This is a genomic window from Polyangiaceae bacterium (assembly GCA_015075635.1).
Lineage (GTDB): Bacteria > Myxococcota_A > Polyangia > Polyangiales > Polyangiaceae > JADJKB01.
The window spans coordinates 2094625-2115444 of sequence record JABTUA010000003.1 but is presented as its reverse complement, the minus strand read 5'-3'; the positions used below and the strand labels follow the sequence as shown (position 1 = coordinate 2115444).

General features: G+C 70.1%; 15 protein-coding genes. 10 read left to right on the top strand and 5 right to left on the bottom strand.

The genetic code is table 11. The annotated features are described in order from the left end of the window. Nucleotides 1–7: 7 nt before the first annotated feature. A complete protein-coding gene (locus HS104_40135) occupies nucleotides 8–976 on the bottom strand; it encodes a serine/threonine protein kinase (protein ID MBE7486169.1) in 969 nt (322 codons plus the stop codon). Continuing rightward, the gene (locus HS104_40130; protein MBE7486168.1) at nucleotides 973–1740 is read right to left on the bottom strand and encodes a GAF domain-containing protein; all 768 of its coding nucleotides are present in this window, start codon (nucleotides 1738–1740) and stop codon (nucleotides 973–975) included. The genes HS104_40135 and HS104_40130 overlap by 4 nt, the downstream gene beginning before the upstream one ends. A 72-nt stretch (nucleotides 1741–1812) precedes the next feature. On the opposite strand from HS104_40130, the gene HS104_40125 reads away from it, so the two are divergent. Then, entirely contained in the window at nucleotides 1813–3891 is a 2079-nt protein-coding gene (locus HS104_40125; protein ID MBE7486167.1) for a hypothetical protein, read from the top strand. Between the two features lie 7 nt (nucleotides 3892–3898). On the opposite strand, the gene HS104_40120 is transcribed toward HS104_40125, so the two are convergent. Next, nucleotides 3899–5128: a hypothetical protein gene (locus HS104_40120; GenBank protein MBE7486166.1), complete on the bottom strand. Its 1230-nt coding sequence runs from the start codon at nucleotides 5126–5128 to the stop codon at nucleotides 3899–3901. A 206-nt stretch (nucleotides 5129–5334) separates the two neighbouring features. Between HS104_40120 and HS104_40115 the strand changes: the two genes are divergently transcribed. After that, the gene (locus HS104_40115) at nucleotides 5335–6306 is read left to right on the top strand and encodes a fatty acid desaturase (GenBank protein ID MBE7486165.1); all 972 of its coding nucleotides are present in this window, start codon (nucleotides 5335–5337) and stop codon (nucleotides 6304–6306) included. Nucleotide 6307: 1 nt separating this feature from the next. Here the strand turns inward: HS104_40115 and HS104_40110 are convergent, their stop codons facing one another. After that, the gene (locus tag HS104_40110) at nucleotides 6308–6850 is read right to left on the bottom strand and encodes a hypothetical protein (GenBank protein ID MBE7486164.1); all 543 of its coding nucleotides are present in this window, start codon (nucleotides 6848–6850) and stop codon (nucleotides 6308–6310) included. A 66-nt stretch (nucleotides 6851–6916) separates the two neighbouring features. After that, the gene (locus HS104_40105; GenBank protein MBE7486163.1) at nucleotides 6917–8425 is read right to left on the bottom strand and encodes a hypothetical protein; all 1509 of its coding nucleotides are present in this window, start codon (nucleotides 8423–8425) and stop codon (nucleotides 6917–6919) included. A gap of 137 nt (nucleotides 8426–8562) precedes the next feature. Here HS104_40105 and HS104_40100 point away from each other — a divergent pair, with 137 nt between their 5' ends. The 8 genes from HS104_40100 to HS104_40065 all read left to right on the top strand — a co-directional run bounded on the left by HS104_40100 (nucleotide 8563) and on the right by HS104_40065 (nucleotide 20815). Continuing rightward, the gene (locus tag HS104_40100) at nucleotides 8563–11916 is read left to right on the top strand and encodes an FAD-dependent oxidoreductase (protein ID MBE7486162.1); all 3354 of its coding nucleotides are present in this window, start codon (nucleotides 8563–8565) and stop codon (nucleotides 11914–11916) included. Further along, nucleotides 11907–12533, top strand: coding sequence for a 2-oxoacid:acceptor oxidoreductase family protein (locus HS104_40095; GenBank protein MBE7486161.1), 627 nt, complete (start codon nucleotides 11907–11909; stop codon nucleotides 12531–12533). Before HS104_40100 ends, HS104_40095 begins: the two co-directional genes overlap by 10 nt. Next, entirely contained in the window at nucleotides 12533–14620 is a 2088-nt protein-coding gene (locus tag HS104_40090) for a hydantoinase/oxoprolinase family protein (GenBank protein ID MBE7486160.1), read from the top strand. The genes HS104_40095 and HS104_40090 overlap by 1 nt, the downstream gene beginning before the upstream one ends. Continuing rightward, entirely contained in the window at nucleotides 14617–16368 is a 1752-nt protein-coding gene (locus HS104_40085) for a hydantoinase B/oxoprolinase family protein (GenBank protein ID MBE7486159.1), read from the top strand. The genes HS104_40090 and HS104_40085 overlap by 4 nt, the downstream gene beginning before the upstream one ends. After that, a complete protein-coding gene (locus tag HS104_40080; protein MBE7486158.1) occupies nucleotides 16368–17480 on the top strand; it encodes an acyl-CoA dehydrogenase family protein in 1113 nt (370 codons plus the stop codon). The genes HS104_40085 and HS104_40080 overlap by 1 nt, the downstream gene beginning before the upstream one ends. Continuing rightward, nucleotides 17477–17881: a cobalamin B12-binding domain-containing protein gene (locus HS104_40075; GenBank protein ID MBE7486157.1), complete on the top strand. Its 405-nt coding sequence runs from the start codon at nucleotides 17477–17479 to the stop codon at nucleotides 17879–17881. The genes HS104_40080 and HS104_40075 overlap by 4 nt, the downstream gene beginning before the upstream one ends. After that, a complete protein-coding gene (locus HS104_40070; GenBank protein ID MBE7486156.1) occupies nucleotides 17878–19458 on the top strand; it encodes a methylmalonyl-CoA mutase in 1581 nt (526 codons plus the stop codon). Before HS104_40075 ends, HS104_40070 begins: the two co-directional genes overlap by 4 nt. Nucleotides 19459–19606: 148 nt before the next feature. Beyond that, nucleotides 19607–20815: a CoA transferase gene (locus HS104_40065; GenBank protein MBE7486155.1), complete on the top strand. Its 1209-nt coding sequence runs from the start codon at nucleotides 19607–19609 to the stop codon at nucleotides 20813–20815. The last annotated feature ends 5 nt before the right edge of the window (nucleotides 20816–20820 follow it).

Genomic DNA, 20820 nt, shown 5'->3' with positions numbered 1-20820 from the left:
GCGCAGTCTAGCGCAAGACCACCACCAGAACGCCGAGCAAGAGCAGCACCAGCGCCACGCCCATCCAGGCCAGGCGCCGTGCCGAGCTGCCGCGCTCCGCCACACCCAGGATCGGGGCGAGCGCGCGCCAGCTCTCGCCGGCGTCGGCGAAGCGCTCTTCGGCACGGCGGTTCACCGCGCGCGCGAACCAAGCATCGAAGCCCGGCGGGATGCGCTCGCCCAAGCCTGCTTCGCGCGCCCGCTCGCTGGGCGCCACGAGCGACGCGCGCTCCAGCTCGAGCACCAGATCCACGACGCTCGAGCGCCCGCTCGCGTGGCGCCAGTACGGCTTCCCGGTCAAGACGAAGTAGGCGATCAACCCCAGCGCCCAGACGTCCACGCGCGGCGAGGGGACGAAGCCGTCCCGCCCCTGCTCGGGCGCCGTCCAGAGCGGCGTGCCGAGCCCGGCCTCCGTCGATGCCCAGCTCTTCTCCTGGAGGCCCTTGGCGATGCCGAAATCGGAGACCTTGGCCCTCGGCACCGGTCCGTCTCCGAGCTCGAGCAAGACGTTCTCGGGCTTCAGGTCCCGGTGCACGATGGCGAGCTCGTGCGCGCGCCGCACCGCGCCGAACACGTCTCGGAGCAGCGCCCCAGCCGCTTGCATGGGCGGTGCTCCCTGCTCCTGCACCCACGCCGCGAGTGTCGGACCGGGCACCAGCTCCAGAGCCATCCAAGGCTGACCCGTCGCCTCGTCCACGCCAGCGTCGAGGGTCGCGACCACGTTGGGATGCTGGAGCTTCGAGCTGAGCCTCGCCTCGCGTTTGAAGCGGTGCAGCGACTTCTGGTCGCCGACGAGCTCGCGCTTGAGCAGCTTCAGCGCGACGCGATGACCGTCGGCGATGCGCTCCGCGTGCCAGACGGTACCCATCGCTCCTTGCCCCAGACGCTCGAGCAGCCGGTACCGGCGGGCCAGGGAGCCGAGGGCGTCCTCCGTCACGTGCGGCCGCGTCGCTCGAGCGCCAGCGCGACGAAGCTCGACATCAGGTAGGCGAAGGTCTCTTCGTCGCTGTTCCACACCCGCGGCGGGCCGACGTGCTCGTGGCACACCACACCCACCATCTTGCCGTTGACCCAGATCGGAACGTCGAGCATCGACGAAATCGAGAGCGGGGTGAGGTAGAAAGCAGAGAAGCACGAGGTACGCGGATCCCGGTGCGCGTCGTTGGCGGCGATGGTCCGCTCGGTCTCCAGCGCCTTGAAGTAGGGGGCGTAGTCGGTGGCGAAGAGCACGACGCCCGCGCTGTGCTGTCCCGTCGAGCGCTCGAACAGATCGGCGCAGGTGATCTTGGTTCGCTCGGGATCGAGGAACCACACGCTGACGCGATCGATGTCCAGCGTGGTGGACGCCGCCTCGTTGATGCGGCGCACGGTCGCGTCCACATCGCCGACGAACAAGCTGCGCTGGGTCATCAGCTCGACGTAGGTGGAGAGGTGGCGCCTGAGGGCACGCGTCTCGTCGACGCTGGCTCGTGGCTGAGAGATCATGCCGGGCGCGACTTCGTGGCGCGAGGTCGAGCTGCCGGGGAACTCCTGGCGCAAGCGCTCGATCGCCTGATCCAGCCGCGTGATCAGCTCCGGCGTGTCCTCGACCGTCGCCGCCTCCGTGGAAGTCAGCTGCGCCATCGAGGCGAGTCGCATCTTGGCGACCAGACCTCCGAGACGGTTGGCCTCGTCGAAGTAAGCCCTGCTCCGGTCGCCCATCGGCGGCAGGATATCAGCTCGGCGAGCTCGCGACACTTGCCGCAGCACTCGGCTGACGCTAGGCCTCGCCGCGTGAAGCTCTGGGTCGGGATCTCGCTCGCAATCGGTCTGGTGGCGTGCGCCACCGCCGAAGAACCCCGTAAGCAGTTCCCGGGAGCGGGCGGCAGCGCAGGAAGCGGCGGGAGCAACCTCGACGCCGGCGGTGCGGGCGGCTGCGTCGGCAACGGAGCTTCCGCCGGCAACGGCGCGTCGGCGGGCAACGGCGCGTCGAGCGGCGCCGGCGCGAGCTCGGGGGCGTGCGTCGGCGGCGCGGCGGGTGCGGCGGGCTCGGGCGGCGGCACCGCCGCGTGCGACGACGCCTTCAAGCGCTGCCAGCACCAGTTCACCTACCCGGCCGGGAGCGAGGCCAGCGTCGAGTTGCGCGGCACGTTCGCGGCCGACGGCTGGGACGTCGGTGTGCCGCTGGCCAAGTCCGGGAGCCAGTGGAAGGCCGACGTCGAGGTCCCCTGGGGTGCCGAGGTTCAGTACAAATACTTGGTCGACGGCACGAAGTGGGTGACCGACCCCACGAACCCGACCAAGGTCTCCGACGGCATGGGGGGCGAGAACTCGGTCGTGGCTGCGCCCAAGTGTGCGGTCTTCAGCTGCGTGCCGCCCGTGACCGGCACGTTCGACTGGCGCGACGCGGTACTCTACTTCGTGTTCGTCGATCGCTTCCTGGACGGCGACCCGGCGAACAACGGCAGCCCCATCGGCGGCGTAGACACGCCGGCCGCGTACCAGGGCGGCGACTGGGCGGGCGTGCGGAAGAAGATCCAGGAAGGCTATTTCACCGACCTCGGAGTGAACGTCCTCTGGCTCACCGCGCCGATGGACAACCCGAACCAGGCCGGCTGGGGCACCGACGGTCACCAGTACAGCGCGTACCACGGCTACTGGCCGCAGAACCTGGACAAGACCGAAGAGCACTTCGGGTCGCTCGCCGACCTGAAGGCGCTGGTCTCCGAGGCTCACGCCAAGGACCTGCGCGTCATCCTCGACTACGCGATGAACCACGTACACAGCTCCGCGCCAGTGTTCGCGCAGCACCCCGAGTGGTTCTGGCCGCTGGATTTCGCGGGCAAGAAGTGCGTCTGCGGCGAGGGCTGCGGCTGGGAAGGGCCCGACGCCAAGCGCTGCTGGTTCCGCGACTACCTGCCCGACTTCGACTTCACCAAGCCCGCGGCGCGCAAGTTCAGCATCGACAACGCCATTCAGTGGATCAAGGACACCGGCATCGACGGCTTCCGCCTGGACGCGGTGAAGCACATCGAAGACGCCTGGGTCACCGAGCTCCGCGCCCGCGTGAAGTCGGAGATCGAGGTCACGACCGGCGAGCACTTCTACATGGTGGGCGAGACGTTCACCGGCGACCGCAACGCCATCAAGTACTACGTCGACCCGAACACCATGTTGGACGGGCAGTTCGACTTCCCGCTGCGCGCCAAAGCGGTGGCCGGCTTGCTCACGAGGAGCGCGCCGCTGACCGACCTGGACGGCTTCCTGGCGTCGAACGACGGCTTCTACGGCGCTGGGATCATGAGCACGTTCATCGGCAACCACGACGTGCCGCGCTCCATCCACTTCGCCGCCGACTCGCCGGTCTGGAGCAACGAGTGGGCGGACGGCAAGGACAAGGCTTGGAGCGGGCTACCCACCTTGCCTTCGGGGCAGAGCGCGTTCGAGCGGCTGGCCAACGCCTACACCTTGATCTTCACTCTGCGCGGCGTGCCGCTCCTCTACTACGGCGACGAGATCGGCATGGCCGGCGGCGGGGACCCGGACAACCGTCGCCCCATGCAGTGGAGCGGGCTCTCGGCCGGGCAGAGCGCCCTGCTCGGGCACGTGAAGAAGCTCACCGCCATCCGGGCCGCCCACCCGGCGCTGCGCCGCGGCTCGCGCACGTCTCTGGTCGCGACCGCTGACACGCTCGCCTACAGGATGCAGCACAACGCGGACAGCGTCTTCGTGCTGATCAATCGCGGCGACGGGCCGCAGACGGTCGGGGGCATCCCGAACGGAAACTACGACGACCTGCTGACGAGCACGCAGGTGTCGGGCCCGTCGGTGAGCGTGCCGGCGCGGAGCGCGCGCATCCTCGTCGCCAAGTGACGGACCGTCACTCCGCTCGTTTCGCACGGAAGCGCTGGACCAAGAGGAGAACCACGAGCAGCGTGCTCAGCGCGATCATGACGCTAATCGGCACCACGGCGACCGTGACCAAGATCCCCCGCAGGCGCTTGTCGGGCTCGAGCTTCGCGGCCACGGTCCAGACCGCGGTCCAGGTCGCGGACAGGCCGATGAGCCACAGCCAGAAGGGCTGAAACTGGCGCTTGAACGCCGACTCGCGCGTGCTCATGTCCTTGTGCCGGAACACCCAGCTCGGAAGGTAGTGCAGGTAGTGGAGCAGGCGGTCTCCGTCGGCGCGCCGCCGGCAGTCCTTTGCCCACTCGGGCTCCCCGGCGGCCTCGAAGGCGCGCGCCGCCTCCAGCAAGTCTGCGCGGGCGCTCAGGTGATCGTGCAGTCGGTGGCGGGCGTTCCCCCGTGCATCCAACGCGCGACCGCGCTGCCAGTCGTCTTTCGCCGCAGCGTGGGCTTCGCCCGCCAGTTCGATGGCTGCCTGGTGGTGGAACGCGTCGGCCTCGAGCCACGCCAGCTGCTCGAGACAGTAGGCCTCCCCCGTCGAGTCCGACGCCTCGCGGGCGAGCTTGAGCCCCCGCTCCAGGGCGTGGCGGGCCGGCAGGTACTCGTCTCGCTCCGCGTGCCAGGCTCCCAGCGAGTGGAGCACGACGACCATCAGCGAAGGGACGTCGCTCTTCTCGATCAAGGCCACGGCGCGCCGGTGCAGCGCGAGCGCGTCTTCGGCACGCGCCGTGAGCGCCAGCTTGCGTACCGCCAGCCCCGCCTGAGCGAAGTTGCCCTCCGCCTCGTACAGCATCGCCCCCTCCTCGCGGTTCTTTCGGGCGTCGTCGGGGCGCCCTGCCGCGTCGAGCGCGTCGGCCAGCTGGCAGAGCAGGGGCGCCTGGTCCTCCGTGAACTCGTGCTCGCGGGCGAGCGCGGCTGCGCGTTCTCCCGCGGCCACGGCGCCCACAGCGTCGTCCTCCAGTAGCAGCACACGCCCCGCGTAGTATTCGAGCAGCATCTGGCCACCGGGGTCGTCGCGGTCGACCACGGCCTCGAGCTCCGTGAGCGCCGCGCGAGCCTCGGCCGCCACACGCGCGTCGAGGCGCAGGTCCAGCAGATCCCGCACCAGGACGTAGACCTCGTCGTCGGGCTTGCCCTCGAGCTTCGCCGCCTCGAGCTCGGCCACGAGGAGCGCGTTGTTCGCGGGGTAGTCCTCGTCGGACATGGGGCAGCTCAGAATAGCGGGGCTCACCGCGCGCCGCGTTCCGGCGCGAGAAACCCCCGCGAAACCTGGTTCGCAGCGCGGTCGCACCGAGCGCGCGACCGCGCCTCGGCCGAGCGCACCTGTGCCCAGACGGAGCACGGGAACCCGTCACCGAGCTGGACCGAGGGCCGAAGCTGTGCGAGGTTCCGCCACCGAAAGGGTCGCCGATGGGTCTCCGCTTCGCCGCCGACGTCCGCACGCTGCTCTGGGTCTGTCTCACGATCGCACTGGTCGCTTTCCAGTTCGCTCGCCCCGACTACGCCCCGTACCTGTTCTGGCTGAGCGCCTACTTCGCGCTCGCCTGCGGGGTGATCGCCCACAACCACAACCACTGCCCGACCTTCAAGAGCAAGCGCATGAACGAGCTCTTCGGGCACGTGATCTCGATCTTCTACGGCTACCCGACCTTCGCGTGGATCCCGACCCACAACCTGAACCACCACAAGTTCGTCAACCGCGCGGGCGACGCCACCATCACCTGGCGGCACTCCAAAAAGAACACCCTGCTCGTCCTGGTGACCTACCCGATCATCTCGGCGTACTACCAGTCCGAGCCCACCGCGTCGTTCATCCGCCAGGCCAAGGTCAAGAACCCGAAGCTCTACCGGCGCATCCAGATCCAATACGCCGTCTGGCTGGGCTCCCACGCGGCCCTCTTGGCCCTGGCCATCTGGCTTCATGGCGCGCGGCAGGGGCTCGTGCTCTGGTCCTTGGTCTGCCTGATCCCGGCGCTGTTCGCGCTCTGGACCATCATGGTCTTCAACTACGTGCAGCACATCCACACCGACCCCTGGTCGGACCACAACCACTCGCGCAGCTTCGTCGGTTTCTGGACGAACTTCTTCCTGTTCAACAACGGGCTGCACGGGGCGCACCACGAGAACGCCGGGGCGCACTGGACGAAGCTGCCGGAGATCCACGCCAAGTACGTGGACCAAATCGACCCGCGCCTGATGCACAAGAGCATGTGGTGGTACTTCTTCCAGCAGTACTTCCTGGCGCCGTTCTTCCCCTCGCTCGGCACCACGCAAGTCGGCCGCGCCGCCTACGACGTGCCGGATGCCGAGCAGCGCAGCCTCTCCGCCTCCGACATCGGCTTCGGCGAAGAGGGCACGAACGAAGCGATCCTGCGGGCCTGAGCTAGCTCAGTGCCTCGTGGGCTTCGCGCAACACGCGCAGCGCATCCTCGTGGTCGAAGCCCAGAGCGCTGGCCAGTCGGTCCAGCGCGCGCATCTCGCCGTCGGCGACGAAGTCGTCGACGAATGCGACCCCCGCCGCCAGGGAGAGCGCGAGGCGGCGCGACGACTCGGACCCTAGCCGCTCGGCGACGCTCGCGACGCGCGCCTTCAGGCCGTCTGCGGAGAGCGCACTGCCGAACCGCCCGAGGATCTCCCCCAGCTTGAGCAGCGGGAGCCCGAGCTCGAAGCGCGACCCGCCGGCGCTCTCGCTGGCCGTGATGATGGCCTCGAGGCTCTGCGACAGGAGCAAGAGCTCGTCCTTGCCGAGCTCGCCGTCCGCGGCGGCCATCAGGTACATCACCTCGAACACGGCCTCCATCTCGACCGCGAGCGCCCGCTCTTCTGGCGCGAGCTCCGCGCCCATCGCTAGGCTCTTGGCCCAGCACGACACCGCGCGGCGGGCGAAGTCGTCGGCAGAGAGGCGGGCCAGCTTGGGTCCGAGCATGCGCTCGAGCGACCGTCCTCCGCCCGCTCCGGCGCGTCAACCCGCCGCGATCCTGCCCAACTCGAGTCAGGCGTGATCGGCCGCCGGCTCGGGAGGCTCCGGTGCCCGCGGCTCCGGCTCGGGCGCACGCGGCAGCCAGATCTCCACGGTCGTCCCTCGTCCGCTCTGGCTCCGGAGCTCGACGCGTCCCCCGTGCGCCTGCACGACACGCTGCACGATCGGCAAGCCGAGCCCCGTCCCGCTCGGGCGCGTGGTGAAGAACGGGTCGAGCGCTCGGGACAGCGTCGCCGAGTCCATGCCGGAGCCGCTGTCGCTGAGCTCCACCAACACGCCCTGGCGCCCGTCTTCGTCGCGAGCGCTGATCTCGGCCGAAATGGTGCCTCCGCTGGGCATCGCTTGCGCCGCGTTCTGAATCACGTTGTCCAGCGCCGCGCGCAGCAGGTTGGCGTCGGCCTCGACGAAGCGCGCGCCGTCCTCGGCTCGGGCTTCGATGCCATGACCCTCGCCGAGCGGCACCTGGGTGTGCTGGATGAGCTCGACCAGGTCGATGCGCGTCCGATTGAGCGACGTGGGACGCGCGAAGCGCAGGAGATCGGTCACCAGGTTGTTCAGCCGGTCGGCCTCCTCGGTCACGATACCGAGCAGGATTTCGCGGTCCTCGTCCCGCGCGCCCGCGCGCTTGAGGCCCGCGACTGCGTTGCCGATGATGGCTAGCGGGTTTCGGACCTCGTGGGCGATCGCGGCGGCGAGCTCACCCACCGCCGCGAGCTGTTCCTTGCGGGTCAGCTCCGTCTGTACCTCGTGGAGCTCGGCGTGAGACGCGGACAGCTGCGCGGTGGTGGTGCGCAGCTCGCGCTCGGTGCGCGTCAGCTCGGCGATGGTCCGGCGATAGCGGAACACCAGCGTGCTGGCCACGCTGAAGGCGTAGAGCATGAAGGCGTGCGGCACGAAGTAGAGCGTGTGGGTCACCTTGCCGGTGCTGAGCAGCATGTCGTTGGCCGCTGCGGCGACCAGGACGAGGCCGCCGCCAAAGGCGAAGTAGGCTTCTCGCTTGCCGCTTCGCGCAGCACGATACAAACCGATTTGCGCCAAGAGCAGCTGCGCGCCCACCCAGGCGAATCCGAGGCGGGCCACGAGCGTCGGCTCGGCCCGCCAGTGGCGGAGGTCCCAACCGAACACGCTCGCCGGCGAGAGCACCGCCGTGTCGAGCTGCCACCAATGGCCGGAGAACGCCGCCACCTCGAGGACCAGAGCCGCCAGGTAGAGCGCCCAGAGCCAGCGCTGCCGATTGGGCATGCCGGTGAAGGCCGTCACGAAGTGCAGGTTCAGCGCGGCGGCGAGGAGCGCAGCCTGCATCACGCCGGTGACCGCTTGCAGCCGTTCGGCGATCGTGTGCGCGACGTGAGCCTGGGCGCTGCTCGCGCTGTGGTACGCGAGCGCCAGGCACATGCCGCCGTAGATGAGCAGGTCGCGCTCGCGGCGGGCGACCAGGTGCGCCAGCGCGAAGAAGACCCCCAGGGCGAGCTGGGTCACGCACCAGGCGGTCAGGATGCCGCTCAGGTAGACTGAAGCCACTTCGCCACCCGACGACGGATCATAGGCCAATCCCGAAGGTGCCGCGTGCGGCCGATTCCGCGACGACGACGCGACGCGGCATTTGAAACATGATCGGGGTCATGTAGGCGTCTCGCGAGGCGTGGAACGACAAGCAGGTGGACCGGGAGAGCACACAGGGGAGGCGGTCTCACCCGAGCTCCGGAGAGCCGCTCGTCGAGGACCGAGTCGGCAGCACCGCGCACCTGCTCGGCAACGACGCCATCGTGCGCGGCGCGCTCGAGGCGGGAGTGGCGTTCGTCGCGGGCTACCCCGGCACGCCGTCGTCGGAGATCACCGATGGTTTCTCGCGCATCGCGCGCTCGAGAGACATCGCGTTCGAGTACTCGGTCAACGAGAAGGTCGCGCTCGAGCTGGCCTTCGCCGCGGCGCTCGCCGGCGCCCGCTCGCTCACGGCGATGAAGCACCTCGGGCTGATGGTCGCCGGTGACCCGATCTCGACCATTCCCTACGTCGGCGTCGAGGCCGGCATGGTGGTCGTCAGCGCGGGCGATCCTTCATGCCACACCAGCCCGAACGAGGCCGATCAGCGGCACCTCGGCCCGATGTTGCACTTGCCGATCCTAGATCCGAGCACCCCTGCGGAGGCGCACGCGATGACCCGTGCCGCGTTCGAGCTCTCGGAAGAGTGCCGGCTGCCCGTGCTGCTCCGAACCACGACGCGTGTCGCTCACTCGCGCGGAGCAGTTCGCCTCGGCGAGCTCCGCCCGAAGCGCGTCACCGGCTTCGTGCGAGACCCCGCCCGACATGTACCCGTTCCAGCCAACGCGCGGCGCATGCGCCTCGAGCTCAAGGAGCGCGTGGAGGTCGCCCGGGCCTGGATGGCGCGCTCCGGCTTCTTCCAGCAGCACGGACGGGGCAAGCACGTCGTGCTCGCCAGCGGCGCGCCCGCCGCGACCGCGGCGGATCTGCTAGCCCTCGCGGGCGCCTCCGAGCGCGTGGCGCTGTGGCGCCTCGGCACGGTCTACCCGCTGCCGGAGGCCCAGATCGTCGAGGCGCTTCGCGGGGTCGAGCGCCTCCTGGTGGTGGAGGAGCTGTCCCCGTTCCTGGAGAACGCGCTGTTCGCGCTGAGCGCTCGCCACGGCCTCTCGCTCACGGTGCTCGGCAAGCACTCCGGCCACCTGCCGGAGGAGTTCGAATACGGCGCCGACGTCGTCCAGCGCGCGCTCCACGACGCGTTCGGTGTGGGGCAGCCGCCCCGCAAGAAGCCAGCCCTGCCCGTGGTTCCGCCCCGAGCGCCGTCCTTGTGCCCTGGCTGCCCGCACCGCGCGGCCTTCGTCGCCGCGCGCGCCGCGTTCGACGAGGACCAGATCTACATGAGCGACATCGGCTGCTACACGCTGGGCTACGCGCCGCCGCTCAGCACCGCCGACGCCCTCTTGTGCATGGGCGCCGGCTTCACGCTGGCAGCTGGGGTGGCCAAGGTCACCGGCAAGCGCACCGTCGGCTTCATGGGGGACTCGACGTTCTTCCACGCCGGCATGCCGGCGCTGCTCGACTCCATCAAGGAGAACGCGAACGTCGTGGCGGTGGTGCTGGACAACGAGATCACGGCGATGACCGGCTTCCAGGAGAGCCCGACCCGCGAGCAGCGCATCGAGGACGTCGCGCGAGCGCTCGGCGCGCGACACGTCGAGACCATCGATCCCTATGAGCTCGAGGCCTCGAGCGCCGCGTTCCGCCGGGCAAGGGGCGCGCCGGGCACGAGCGTGGTCGTCGTGCGCCGCCCCTGCCCGGTCAACGCCGCGCGCGAGAACGGCAGCGCCCAGAAGAAGCCGGCTTACGTGGCGGAGACCGAGCGCTGCCGGACCTGCGGTCGGGCCGAGCTGAAGCTCCGTTGCGACGTCCCCATCACCGAGGGCTTCGAGCGGAACTTGGCGCGCGTGGCTTCGCAGAAGGGCCACCTCCGGCTCGAGTCCGACGTGGCTCCTTGCGCCGAGCGCTGCCCGCTCTCGCTGTGCATCCAAGGCTACGCCGGCCACCTCGCCGCGGGCGAGCACGTCGAAGCGCTGCGGCACGTGATGGCCCGAACGCCGCTGCCTCACTCGGTGTGCCGGGTGTGCGATCGCCCGTGCGAAGACGGCTGCGTTCGGCACGGCCTCGACGAGCCGGTCGCCATCAATGATCTGAAGCGCTACCTGGTGGACTGGGCCGAGGCGGAGCGACCGGAGCTCCTCGACGTGGAAAGGCAGCCCTCGAACGGCCTCGAGGTCGCGGTGGTGGGCGCGGGGGCCGCGGGGCTCGCCGCGGCGCACGACCTGGCGGTGCGCGGCTACGCGGTGACGCTGTTCGACGCCGAAGCGCGCCCGGGCGGGCTCTTGACCCACGGCATCCCCGAGTACCGCCTGCCGGAGCACAGTGTGTCGCGCGACATCGAGCGAGTGCTCGGCCTCGGGGTGAGCTTCGTCGGCGGGCAGCGCTTGGGTGTGGAGCTCCGGCTCGACGAGCTTCGCGCGCGCTACCGCGCGGTGTTCCTGGCCATCGGCGCTCACCGCGGCAAGACGCTCGAGCTTCCGGGCGCGAGCGACCCCGCGGCCCCGGAGACCATCGAAGCCCTGCGCTACTTGCGCGCAGTGCGGCTCGGCCTGAACGTGCCCGCCGGCTCGTGCGTGGTGGTCATCGGCGGCGGTAACGCGGCCATCGACGCGGCGCGGAGCGCCCTGCGCAAGGGGGCGAGCTCGGTCAGCATCGCCTGCCTGGAGAAGCCGAGCGCCATGCCGGCCCTCTGCGACGAGATCACCGCGGCAGAGCACGAAGGGGTGGTCCTCTTCACCACCGTGCGGCCCGTGCGCGTGGAGCCGAGCGCGCTGGTGGTCGCGCGGCTCGCGGACGGCGCCGAGCAGCGACTGGCCTGCGATCTGGTGATCGTCGCCATCGGGCAGGAGCCCGATCCGGCGGCGCTCGAGACGAGCCAGCTGGAGCGCGATCCGAACGGCCTCGTTCGGGTGGATGCGCTCACGGGCCACACCTCGCTGCCCGGCGTGTTCGCCGGCGGCGACGTGGTGTTCGGGGAGCGCACCGTCACCAACGCCATCGGCTGGGGCCTGCGCGCAGCCTGGGCCATCGACCGCGAGCTGTCGGGAGCGGAGGTGGCGGATCGGCGGCCCCCGCCTGAGCTGCCGAAGAAGCGCGCGTTGGTCAGCGCGCGCGCGCCCGTACGCCCGCGCCGCTTCCCAGCGGAGCTGGAGCTGGACGCTCGCCTCCGCGGCATGGGCGAGGTGGTGCGAGGGCTCTCGGCGGCGGACGCCCGCGAGGAAGCCCGGCGCTGCTTGCAGTGCGGCCTGTGCGGCAACTGCCGCGCCTGCATCGAGGCGCTCGGCTGCCCCGCCATCGGCATGGACCCGAGCCGCGAGCACGTGGTCGTGGACCCGGTCTGGTGCATCGGCTGCGGCGTTTGTGCGGACGTCTGCTCGAACCGCGCGCTCTCACCCGCGGGGGCTCCATGTCCGTGAAGCGCCACCAGGTCCTGTTGGTCGGCATGGGCGGTCAGGGCGTGCTCGCCGCCGCTCAGATCCTCGGCATGGCGGCCCACGCGGAAGGAAAGCCGGTCGTCGTGGGCCAGCTCCACGGCATGAGCCAGCGCGGCGGCAGCGTGAGTTGCACGGCCATCTTCGGCGAGGCCGAGAGCTCCCACGCCGCCGGCGACGAGATGGACGTGGTGGTCGCCTTCGAGCCGCTCGAGGCGCTCAGGGCCGTGCCTTCCATGGGCCCGCGCACGCGCGTGGTGACGAATCGCCACGTCGTCTTGCCGTTCCAGGCGGTGCTCGACGACGCGCTCGTGCCCGACGCCGAGCAGATCGTCGCCGCGCTCCGCGACGTCGCCGGGGAGACCCACGTGATCGACGCGCCGGCGTTGGTCGGCGCCGCGGGCGAGACTCGCACGCTCAACGTGCTGATGCTGGGCGCCGCCGCGGGCCTCGGGCTCCTGCCGGTCGGCGAGGCGTCGCTGCTCGACGCCATCGCGACGCGCTGCGGGAAGAAATTCGCGGAGGCCAACGCGAAGGCATTTTTGCTCGGACGCGACGCGGTGCGCGCCGAGCGAGGCTCTGCCAGGGAGGCTAGGGTGTGATGGCGAACGACCAGACCTACAAGCTCGGCATCGACGTCGGCGGGACGTTCACGGATCTGTTCTTGTGGACGAGCGCCGGCGAGACCCGGAGCTTCAAAGTGCTCTCCACCCCGAAGGACCCGAGCATCGGCGTGCTCGACGGCGTGAGCAGCGTCGCCAAGGCGATGGGGCTCTCGCAGCGGGACTTCGCGGAGCGACTGACCGCGATCGTGCACGGGACCACGGTCACCACGAACGCCACGCTCACGCGTCGGGGCGCGAAGACCGGCCTCGTCACCACCCTGGGCGTGCGCGACGCCCTGGAGATGCGCCGCGGCATCCGCGAGGACCAGTACGACAACCGCCTCGGCAACGTCCTGCCGCTGGTGCCGCGCTACCTGCGGCGCCCGGTGCGAGGCCGCCTGGACTACGCCGGCCGAGAGCTCGAGCCGCTCTGCCTCGACGACGTGAAGGAGGCCGCAGAGCTGTTCCGCCAGGAGGGCGTGACCAGCGTGGCCGTGTGCTTCATGAACGCCTTCGTCAGCCCGGAGCACGAGCAGGCCGCCGCCGAGGCGCTGCGCCGCGAGCTGCCCGAGGCGTTCGTCAGCGTGTCGAGCGAGGTCCTGCCCGCGGTGCGCTTCTACAACCGCGTCTCGACCACCACCCTGGACGCCTTCGTGGGCCCGGTGCTGCGCGACTACCTGCGCGCGCTGACGGGACGCCTGGCAGAGGCCGGCTTCCGCGGCTCGCTCTTGATCATGCAGTCGAGCGGCGGCGTGGCCCTGCCAGACGCGACCGCGAAGAAGCCGGCCGCGACGCTGCTCTCGGGTCCCGCCGCCGCCCCGCGCGCCGCGGCGGCCTGGGCGGGCCCGTCGGGCTTCGAGGACTGCCTGGTGGTGGACATGGGGGGCACCAGCTTCGACGCCTCGCTGGTGCGCGGCGGCTCGGTGGAGCTCAAGGCGGAGGGCGAGATCGCGCGCCTTCGCATCGCGCTGCCGATGCTCGACATCGTCACCATCGGCGCCGGCGGCGGCAGCATCGGGCGCGTGGACGCCGGCGGCCTCTTGCGCATGGGCCCCGAGTCGGCGGGCGCCGATCCCGGCCCCGCCTGCTACGGCCGCGGCGGGCAGCTGCCGACTTGCACCGACGCCAACGTGGTGCTCGGATACCTCGACCCGAGCTACTTCGCCGGCGGCGAGCTGAGACTCGACGCCGACGCCTCCCGCACCGCCATCGCCCGGCACGTGGCCGAGCCCCTGGGCCTCGACGTGGAGCGCGCGGCCGTCGGTATGTACCGCGTGATCAACTCGAACATGGCCCACGGCGTGCGCGAGATCACGGTGAAGCGTGGGCTCGACCCGCGCGAGTTCCCGATGGTCGTCGCGGGTGGCGCCGGCTCCCTCCACGGCACGGCCATCGCCAGCGAGCTCGACATCCCGGTGGTGCTGGTGCCACCGGTGGCCTCGGTGCTCTGCGCGGCGGGCATGCTGCTCACCGACCAGCAGCACGACTTCGTGCGCTCCTGCATCTCCGAGCTCGAGAAGCTGCCCAAGGAGCGCCTGCAAGGCGTGGTCGGGGAGCTCACCCGTCACGGCGAGGCGCAGCTCCGGCGCGCCGACGTCCCGGCGGACCGCATCGAGCAGCGCGTGGCCCTCGATCTGCGCTACCTGAAGCAGTACCACGAGGTCACGGTGCCCGTGTCTCTGGACGCGATCGAGCGGGGTGACTGGTCCAGCATGATCGCCGCCTTCCACCGCGAGCACGACCGGCTCTACGGCTACGAGCTCAGCGCGGAGGGTACGCCCGTGGAGCTGATCAACGTGCGCGTGAAGAGCGTCGGCCGAGTGGACAAACCCGCGCTGCCACGCCTGCCGGCGGGGACCGCCGACGCGAGCCACGCGAGGAAGAAATCCCGCCGCGCCTACGTGCCGGAGCGCGACCAGTTCGAGGAGCTCTCGGTGTTCGACGGGCACGCCCTGCGGGCCGGGAACCGCATCTCCGGCCCCGCTCTGATCGAGCGCACCGACACCACCATCTTCGTCAGCGCCGCCTACGACGCGCGTTTCGACGACTACGGCACCGCCGTCGTAGAGCGGAGGGCATCATGAGCAAGGTCGCCGTCGACAAGGTCCTGGTGAGCATCCTTGGCCGAGCCCTGCGCGCCATCACCGACGAGATGAGCATCAGCATGGAGCGGAGCAGCCGCTCGCCCATCCTGTGCGAGGCACGAGACTTCGTGACCGGGCTCTACGACGCCGAAGGCAACATGCTGGAGCAGACCGAGAACCTGCCCATCCTGAGCTTCTCGCTCTCGCCCGTGTGCCGCCACATCGCCGAGAAGTTCGCCGGCAACGTCTACCCGGGCGACGTCTTCTTCCACAACGACGTGTTCTCGTTCGGCAACCAGAACAACGACGTCGCGGCCTTCAAGCCCATCTTCCTGGGTGACGAGCTGATCGGCTGGGCCGCCTGCAAGGGGCACCAGGCGGACATCGGCGGCGCGGTGCGCGGCGGCTACAACCCGGCCGCCACCGAGGTCTGGCAGGAGGCGCTGCGCATCCCCGCGGTGAAGGTCTACGAGCGGGGCAAGCTCCGCCGCGACGTCTGGGATCTCATCTTCGCCAACATCCGCCTGCCCATCGTGCAGGAGGACATGCGCGCCGAGATCGGCAGCTGCACCGTGGGCGAGCGCCGGCTCAAGGCGCTGGTGGAGAAATACGGGCTCGAGAGCTTCGCGGCGCACAAGCAGGCGTTGTTCGAGTCCACCCGCAAGCTGATGGAGGCGGAGATCCAGAAGATCCCCGACGGCGTCTACAAGGGCGAGGCTACCTCCCACTTCGACGGCCACCACCCCGGCTCCAAGCACCAGGTGCGGGTCACCATCACGGTTCAGGGCGGGCACATCCGCTTCGACTACTCGGAGACGGATCCGCAGACCACGGGCTTCGTCAACGGCACGTTCACCTCCAGCGCCTCGGCCACGGTGCTCACGTTCCTTCAGATGGTGGACCCGCGCATCCCGCACAACCAAGGCATGATCGAGCCCATCGAGATCGTCATCCCGGAGGGCACGCTGCTCAACGCCGCGTACCCGGCCGCGACCACCTTCGGCAACCACCTGTGCCCGAACAACGCGGACGCCATCATGCGGGCGCTCGCGCCGGTGATCCCGGAGCGCGTCACGGCGGGCTGGAACCAGCTCTTGTGCTCGCTCTCCACGGGGCGCGACACGCGAAAGGGTCAGGACACCAAGGAGACCTACGTCGACATCCTGTTCATGGGCCTGAAGGGCGGCTCCGGTGCGCTGCCGGACGCCGACGGCTACGACCACATCGGCATGATCGACGCCTCCGGTGGCGTACTGGACCAGGACTACGAGATGTTCGAGCAGATCACTCCGCACCGGCTCATCTCCCACGAGTACCTGTGCGACTCGGCGGGCCCAGGCCGGCAGCGTGGCGGTCTCGGTGTCGAGACGCGCTACCTGGTGGGTGGCGCCGACACGCAGATCGTGACCTTCGGCGACGGCGACGTGGAGCCGGCGTTCGGCCTCGACGGCGGCGAGAGCGGGACGCTGAACTTCATCGACCTCGAGTACCCGGACGGCACGCGCTACCGCGCCACCACCAAAGACCACGTGCGCGGCGTGCCCGCCGGCACGCTCTACGTGCAGCAGGCCGGCGGCGGCGGCGGCCACGGCTCGCCGCACGAGCGCCCGGCCGACCAAGTCGCGCGCGAGGTGCGGGACGGCATCGTGAGCCTCGCGGCGGCGAGCGAGCGCTACGGCGTCGCGGTGGATCCCAAGACCTGGCAAGTGGACCAGGCCGAGACGGCGCGCTTGCGCGGGAGGAGCTGATGGACTTCTCCCTGTCGAGCGAGCAGGCCGCGATCCAGAAGACTTTCCACGACTTCGCGGACAAAGAGATCCGCCCGCGCGCTCGGGCTCTGGACGAGCAGCCAGAGTTCCCGCGGGCGTTGTTCGAGCGCGTGGGCGAGCTCGGCTTCTTCGGCATGCGCTACCCGGAGCCGCACGGCAGCGGCGCGGACATCGTTTCCTGCGCGCTCGCCGTCGAGGAGCTCGCCTGGGGCAGCCTCTCGGTCGCTGCGGCCTGCACGATGCAGTCCTTGATGGGTACCTGGTTCGTGTTTCGCTTCGGCAGCGCCGATCACCACGAGCGCCTGCTCCGCCCTGCCTTCGCCGGCAAGAAGATCGGCGCCATCTGCATGACCGAGCCGAACGCGGGCAGCGATCTGTTCTCCATGACCACCAGCGCGAAGCAGAGCGGCGAGCGCTGGCTGCTCAGCGGCAACAAGACCTGGGTCACCTCGGCGCCGGTGGCGGACTTCTTCACGGTGTTCGCGCGCACGGGCAAGGAGAGCCTGGGCGTGTTCCTGGTCGAGCGCGGGGCTCCCGGCCTGGAGCTCGGGCGGCCCATCGAGAAGCTCGGCGTGCGCTCTTCCCTCACCTCCGAGGTCCACCTCTCGGACGTGCCCGCGAGCGCGGTGCTCGGCGATCCGGAGAGCGGCACCAAGTACCTCAGGGAGATCCTGGCGGAGATCCGCGTGGTGACCGCGGCCCTGGCGCTGGGCGTCGGGCGCGCGGCCTACGAGGAGGCGAAGCGCTACGCCTCCGAGCGCCAGCAGTTCGGAAGACCCATCGAGCGCTTCGAGCTGGTGCAGGAGCACCTGGCCGAGATGGCCACGGACCTAGAAGCCGCGCGGCGCCTGACCCAGTGGGCCGCCTGGCGCAGCGATCAGAAGCTGCCCAACGCCCGCGAGGCCAGCATGGCCAAGCTCTTCGCCTCGGAGGCGGCGCACCGCATCTGCGATCGCGCCGCGCGCGTCACCGCGAGCTACGGCTTCGCCGCCGAGAGCCCGATCCAGCGCTACCTGCGGGACGCTCGCTTCGTGCTGATCGGCGGCGGAACCTCGGAGATCTTGCGCGTCAACATCGCGAGGGATTCATGACGGACACACCCATCCGCGTTCTGGTGGCCAAGCCCGGCGTCGACGGACACGACGTCGGGGCGAAGGTCGTGTGCCGCGCCTTGATGGAGGCCGGCATGCAGGTCGTCTACACCGGGCTCCGGCAGTCGCCGGAGGCCATCGCCCAGGCTGCCCGCGAGCTCGACGCCGACGTGGTGGGCCTCTCGATCATGTCCGGCGCGCACCTGCCGCTCAGCGAGAAGGTGGCGGCGAGCTTGAAGGAAGCCGGTGCCGGACGCGCGAAGCTGGTGGTCGGCGGCGTGATCCCGAATCGCGATCGCGAAAAGCTCGAGCAGCTCGGTGTCGCGGCGGTGTTCGGCGTGGACGCGGCGCTCGACCAGATCGTCGGCTGGGTGCGCGACAACGCGCGGAGGCAGTCATGAACCGGAGCGACAAAGGACCGAAGCCCGTGCGCTGGGACAGCGGCATCGAGATCGACCCGGTCTACGCCCCCGAGGGCGCCGAGAGGCCCGGCGAGTATCCCTACACCCGCGGCATCCACCCGCTGATGTACCGGCAGCGACCCTGGACCATGCGCCAGTACTCCGGCTTCGGCACCGCCGCCGAGACCCACGAACGCTTCCTGTTCCTGATCAAGAACGGCAACACCGGCCTGAACGTGGCCTTCGATCTGCCGACCCAGTGTGGCCTCGACTCCGACGACCCGATGGCCGAGGGCGAGGTCGGGCGCGTGGGCATGGCCGTCGACACCCTGGCCGACATGGAAGAGGCCTTCGCCGACATCGATTTGAACCAGATCAGCGTGTCCTTGACCATCAACGGCTCGGCCGTGGCCATCATGGGCATGTACTTCGCGATGGCGGACAAACGCGGTTTCTTGCTGAACGAGCTGCGTGGCACCGCTCAGAACGACATCCTCAAGGAGTTCGTCGGGCGCGGCACCTGGATCTTCCCCGTGGAGCCCAGCGTGCGCCTGGTCGGCGACACCATCGAGTTCTGCGCGCGCGAGGTCCCGCACTACAGCCCGGTCAGCGTGTGCGGGTATCACATCCGCGAGAGCGGCGCGACGCCGGCCCAGGAGATGGCCTACGGGCTCGCCATCGCCCGCGCCTACGTCGACCACGTGCGCGCGCGCGGCCTGGATGTGGACGAGTTCGCACAGGGCATCAGCTTCAACTTCGACATCTACGGAAACCTCTGGGAGCAGGTCGCCAAGTTCCGCGCGGGGCGCCGGCTCTGGGCCAAGATCATGAAAGAGCGCTACGGCGCGACGAACCCCCGCGCGATGCAGCTCCGCATGATCGCCGGGGGCGGCGGCGCCGGCCTGACCGTGGAGCAGCCGCTGAACAACCTGGTGCGCAGCGCCTACTACGCCCTGGCCAGCGCGCTCAGCGGCACGCAGACCATGGCGCTCTGCTCCTACGACGAGGCCTACACCATCCCGAGCGAGCAGGCGGCGAAGCTCTCGCTCCGCACCATGCAGATCCTGATGACCGAGATCGGCGCCTGCGACACCGTCGATCCGCTGGCCGGCTCGTATTTCGTCGAGTCCACCACCGACGAGATGGAGCGGCGCATCGTCCAGCTGATGGACCGCCTGGACGCCGAGGGCGGTGTCGTGAAGGCCATCGCCGAGGGCCGCGTGCAGGCCGACGTGAGCCGCCAGGCCTACGAGCACAAGAAGCGGGTCGAGAGCGGCGAGCTCAAGAAGGTCGGCGTGAACTGCTTCGTGGACGAGGAGCCCGGACCCGACGTCGAGTTCCATCCCTACCGGCGCGAGGAGGCCGACAAGCAGGTGGCGCGCCTGAACAAGGTACGCGCCGAGCGCGACGGCGCCCAGGTCGAGCGGCTGCTCGATGGCGTGCGCTCCGCCGCCCGCGACGGTAGAAACGTGATGCCGCCGGTGATCGCGGCCGTGAAGGCGTACGCCACCGTCGGGGAAATCTGCGGGGCGCTGAAGCAGGTGTTCGGCACCTACCAGGAGCCGGTGAGGTTCTGATGAATTCCCACCCACCCACCCCCACCGTAGTCCTCCCCGGGGGTAAACCCCCGGACCCCCAACGCGACTCGCTTCGCTCACCGCGGCGCTCGCCTTGCTCGCTTGGTTTCGCGACGCGCAAGGGTTCAGCCGCATTGGAAACGCTCCGATGACCGAACGGCGCCCCGTGGTCCTGAGCGTCGAGCAAGCGCTCAGCATGTCGTACGCTACCTTGCGCTTCGCGCACCTCGGGTGGCGGGTGATCCGCATCGAGCCGACGCCGTCGCCGGGCCAGAGGACCCGGGGCGATCCCAATCGCCACATCGGCCGCAAGGTCGCCGAGGGCGACCGCCACAGCTACTTCGTCGGCCCGAACTGCGGCAAGGAAGCCATCACGCTGAACCTGAAGGAGCCCGACGGCCAGGCGCTGCTCGCGAGGCTGATCCGCGAGCTCCGGGCGGACGTGTTCTGCACCAACACCATGCCGGCGCGGCACGCGAGCCTGGGCATCGACTACGCCTCGCTCTCGAAGCTGCGTCCCGAGCTGGTCTGGTGCTGCATCTCGGCCATGGGCCTCGCCTACCCGAACGTGCCCGGCTACGACCCGGTGCTGCAAGCGCAGTGCGGCTACATGGACGTCACCGGCTACCCCGACGGGCCGCCGATGCAGAACGGCCCGCCGCTGATCGATCTGAAGGCCGGCGACGAGGCCTTCGCGCAGGTGCTGTGGGCCATGCTCGAACGCCATCGCACCGGCGCCGGGCGCGCCATCGACGTGTCCATGGCGCAGGTCGCCACGAGCTGGCTGCTCACCTTCCTGCCCATGCTCGACATGGGCAGCCCGCCGGAGGAGCTCAAGCGTTCGGGCAACGAGCACCGGCAGTTCATCCCGACCAACGCCTACCCCACCGCCGACGGCTTCATCTACCTGGCGGTGGGCAGCGACGTGCAGTGGCAGCGCCTGGTCGCCGAAGCGCCCTTCCGCTCCCTCGATCGCCCGGATCTGGCGACGAACGAGGGGCGGCGCCGAGACAAGACGGCGCTGCACGCCGCCATCGGCGCGCTCACTTCCAAGCTCACCGCAGCCGAGGTCGCCCTGAGCCTGCGCGCGGCTCAGATCCCGCATGCGCCCATCACGCCCATCGAGCGCGTGATGGACCAGGAGTTCCTGAAGGACGCGCTGCTCCGGACCCAGGCGCCCGACGGCAAGAGCATCCGGCTGCCCCCGCCCGCGGTGAGCACGGAGTTCTTGGAGTCACGGGATCGTGAGCTTCGCTTCGCGCCGGCCTACGGGGAGCACACGGACGGCGTCCTCGGCGAAGTGGGCGTTCCTGCGGACGAGGTCGCTGCGTTGAGAGAGCGCGGGGTGGTCGCGTGAGGTCC

Excerpts from the sequence above, each read along its gene's own strand:
- HS104_40130 (MBE7486168.1), bottom strand. The coding sequence starts at position 1,740 with ATGGGCGACCGGAGCAGGGCTTACTTCGACGAGGCCAACCGTCTCGGA.
- HS104_40065 (MBE7486155.1), top strand. The coding sequence starts at position 19,607 with ATGACCGAACGGCGCCCCGTGGTCCTGAGCGTCGAGCAAGCGCTCAGC.
- HS104_40115 (MBE7486165.1), top strand. The coding sequence starts at position 5,335 with ATGGGTCTCCGCTTCGCCGCCGACGTCCGCACGCTGCTCTGGGTCTGT.
- HS104_40120 (MBE7486166.1), bottom strand. The coding sequence starts at position 5,128 with ATGTCCGACGAGGACTACCCCGCGAACAACGCGCTCCTCGTGGCCGAG.
- HS104_40085 (MBE7486159.1), top strand. The coding sequence starts at position 14,617 with ATGAGCAAGGTCGCCGTCGACAAGGTCCTGGTGAGCATCCTTGGCCGA.
- HS104_40070 (MBE7486156.1), top strand. The coding sequence starts at position 17,878 with ATGAACCGGAGCGACAAAGGACCGAAGCCCGTGCGCTGGGACAGCGGC.
- HS104_40075 (MBE7486157.1), top strand. The coding sequence starts at position 17,477 with ATGACGGACACACCCATCCGCGTTCTGGTGGCCAAGCCCGGCGTCGAC.
- HS104_40080 (MBE7486158.1), top strand. The coding sequence starts at position 16,368 with ATGGACTTCTCCCTGTCGAGCGAGCAGGCCGCGATCCAGAAGACTTTC.
- HS104_40090 (MBE7486160.1), top strand. The coding sequence starts at position 12,533 with ATGGCGAACGACCAGACCTACAAGCTCGGCATCGACGTCGGCGGGACG.
- HS104_40110 (MBE7486164.1), bottom strand. The coding sequence starts at position 6,850 with ATGCTCGGACCCAAGCTGGCCCGCCTCTCTGCCGACGACTTCGCCCGC.
- HS104_40095 (MBE7486161.1), top strand. The coding sequence starts at position 11,907 with ATGTCCGTGAAGCGCCACCAGGTCCTGTTGGTCGGCATGGGCGGTCAG.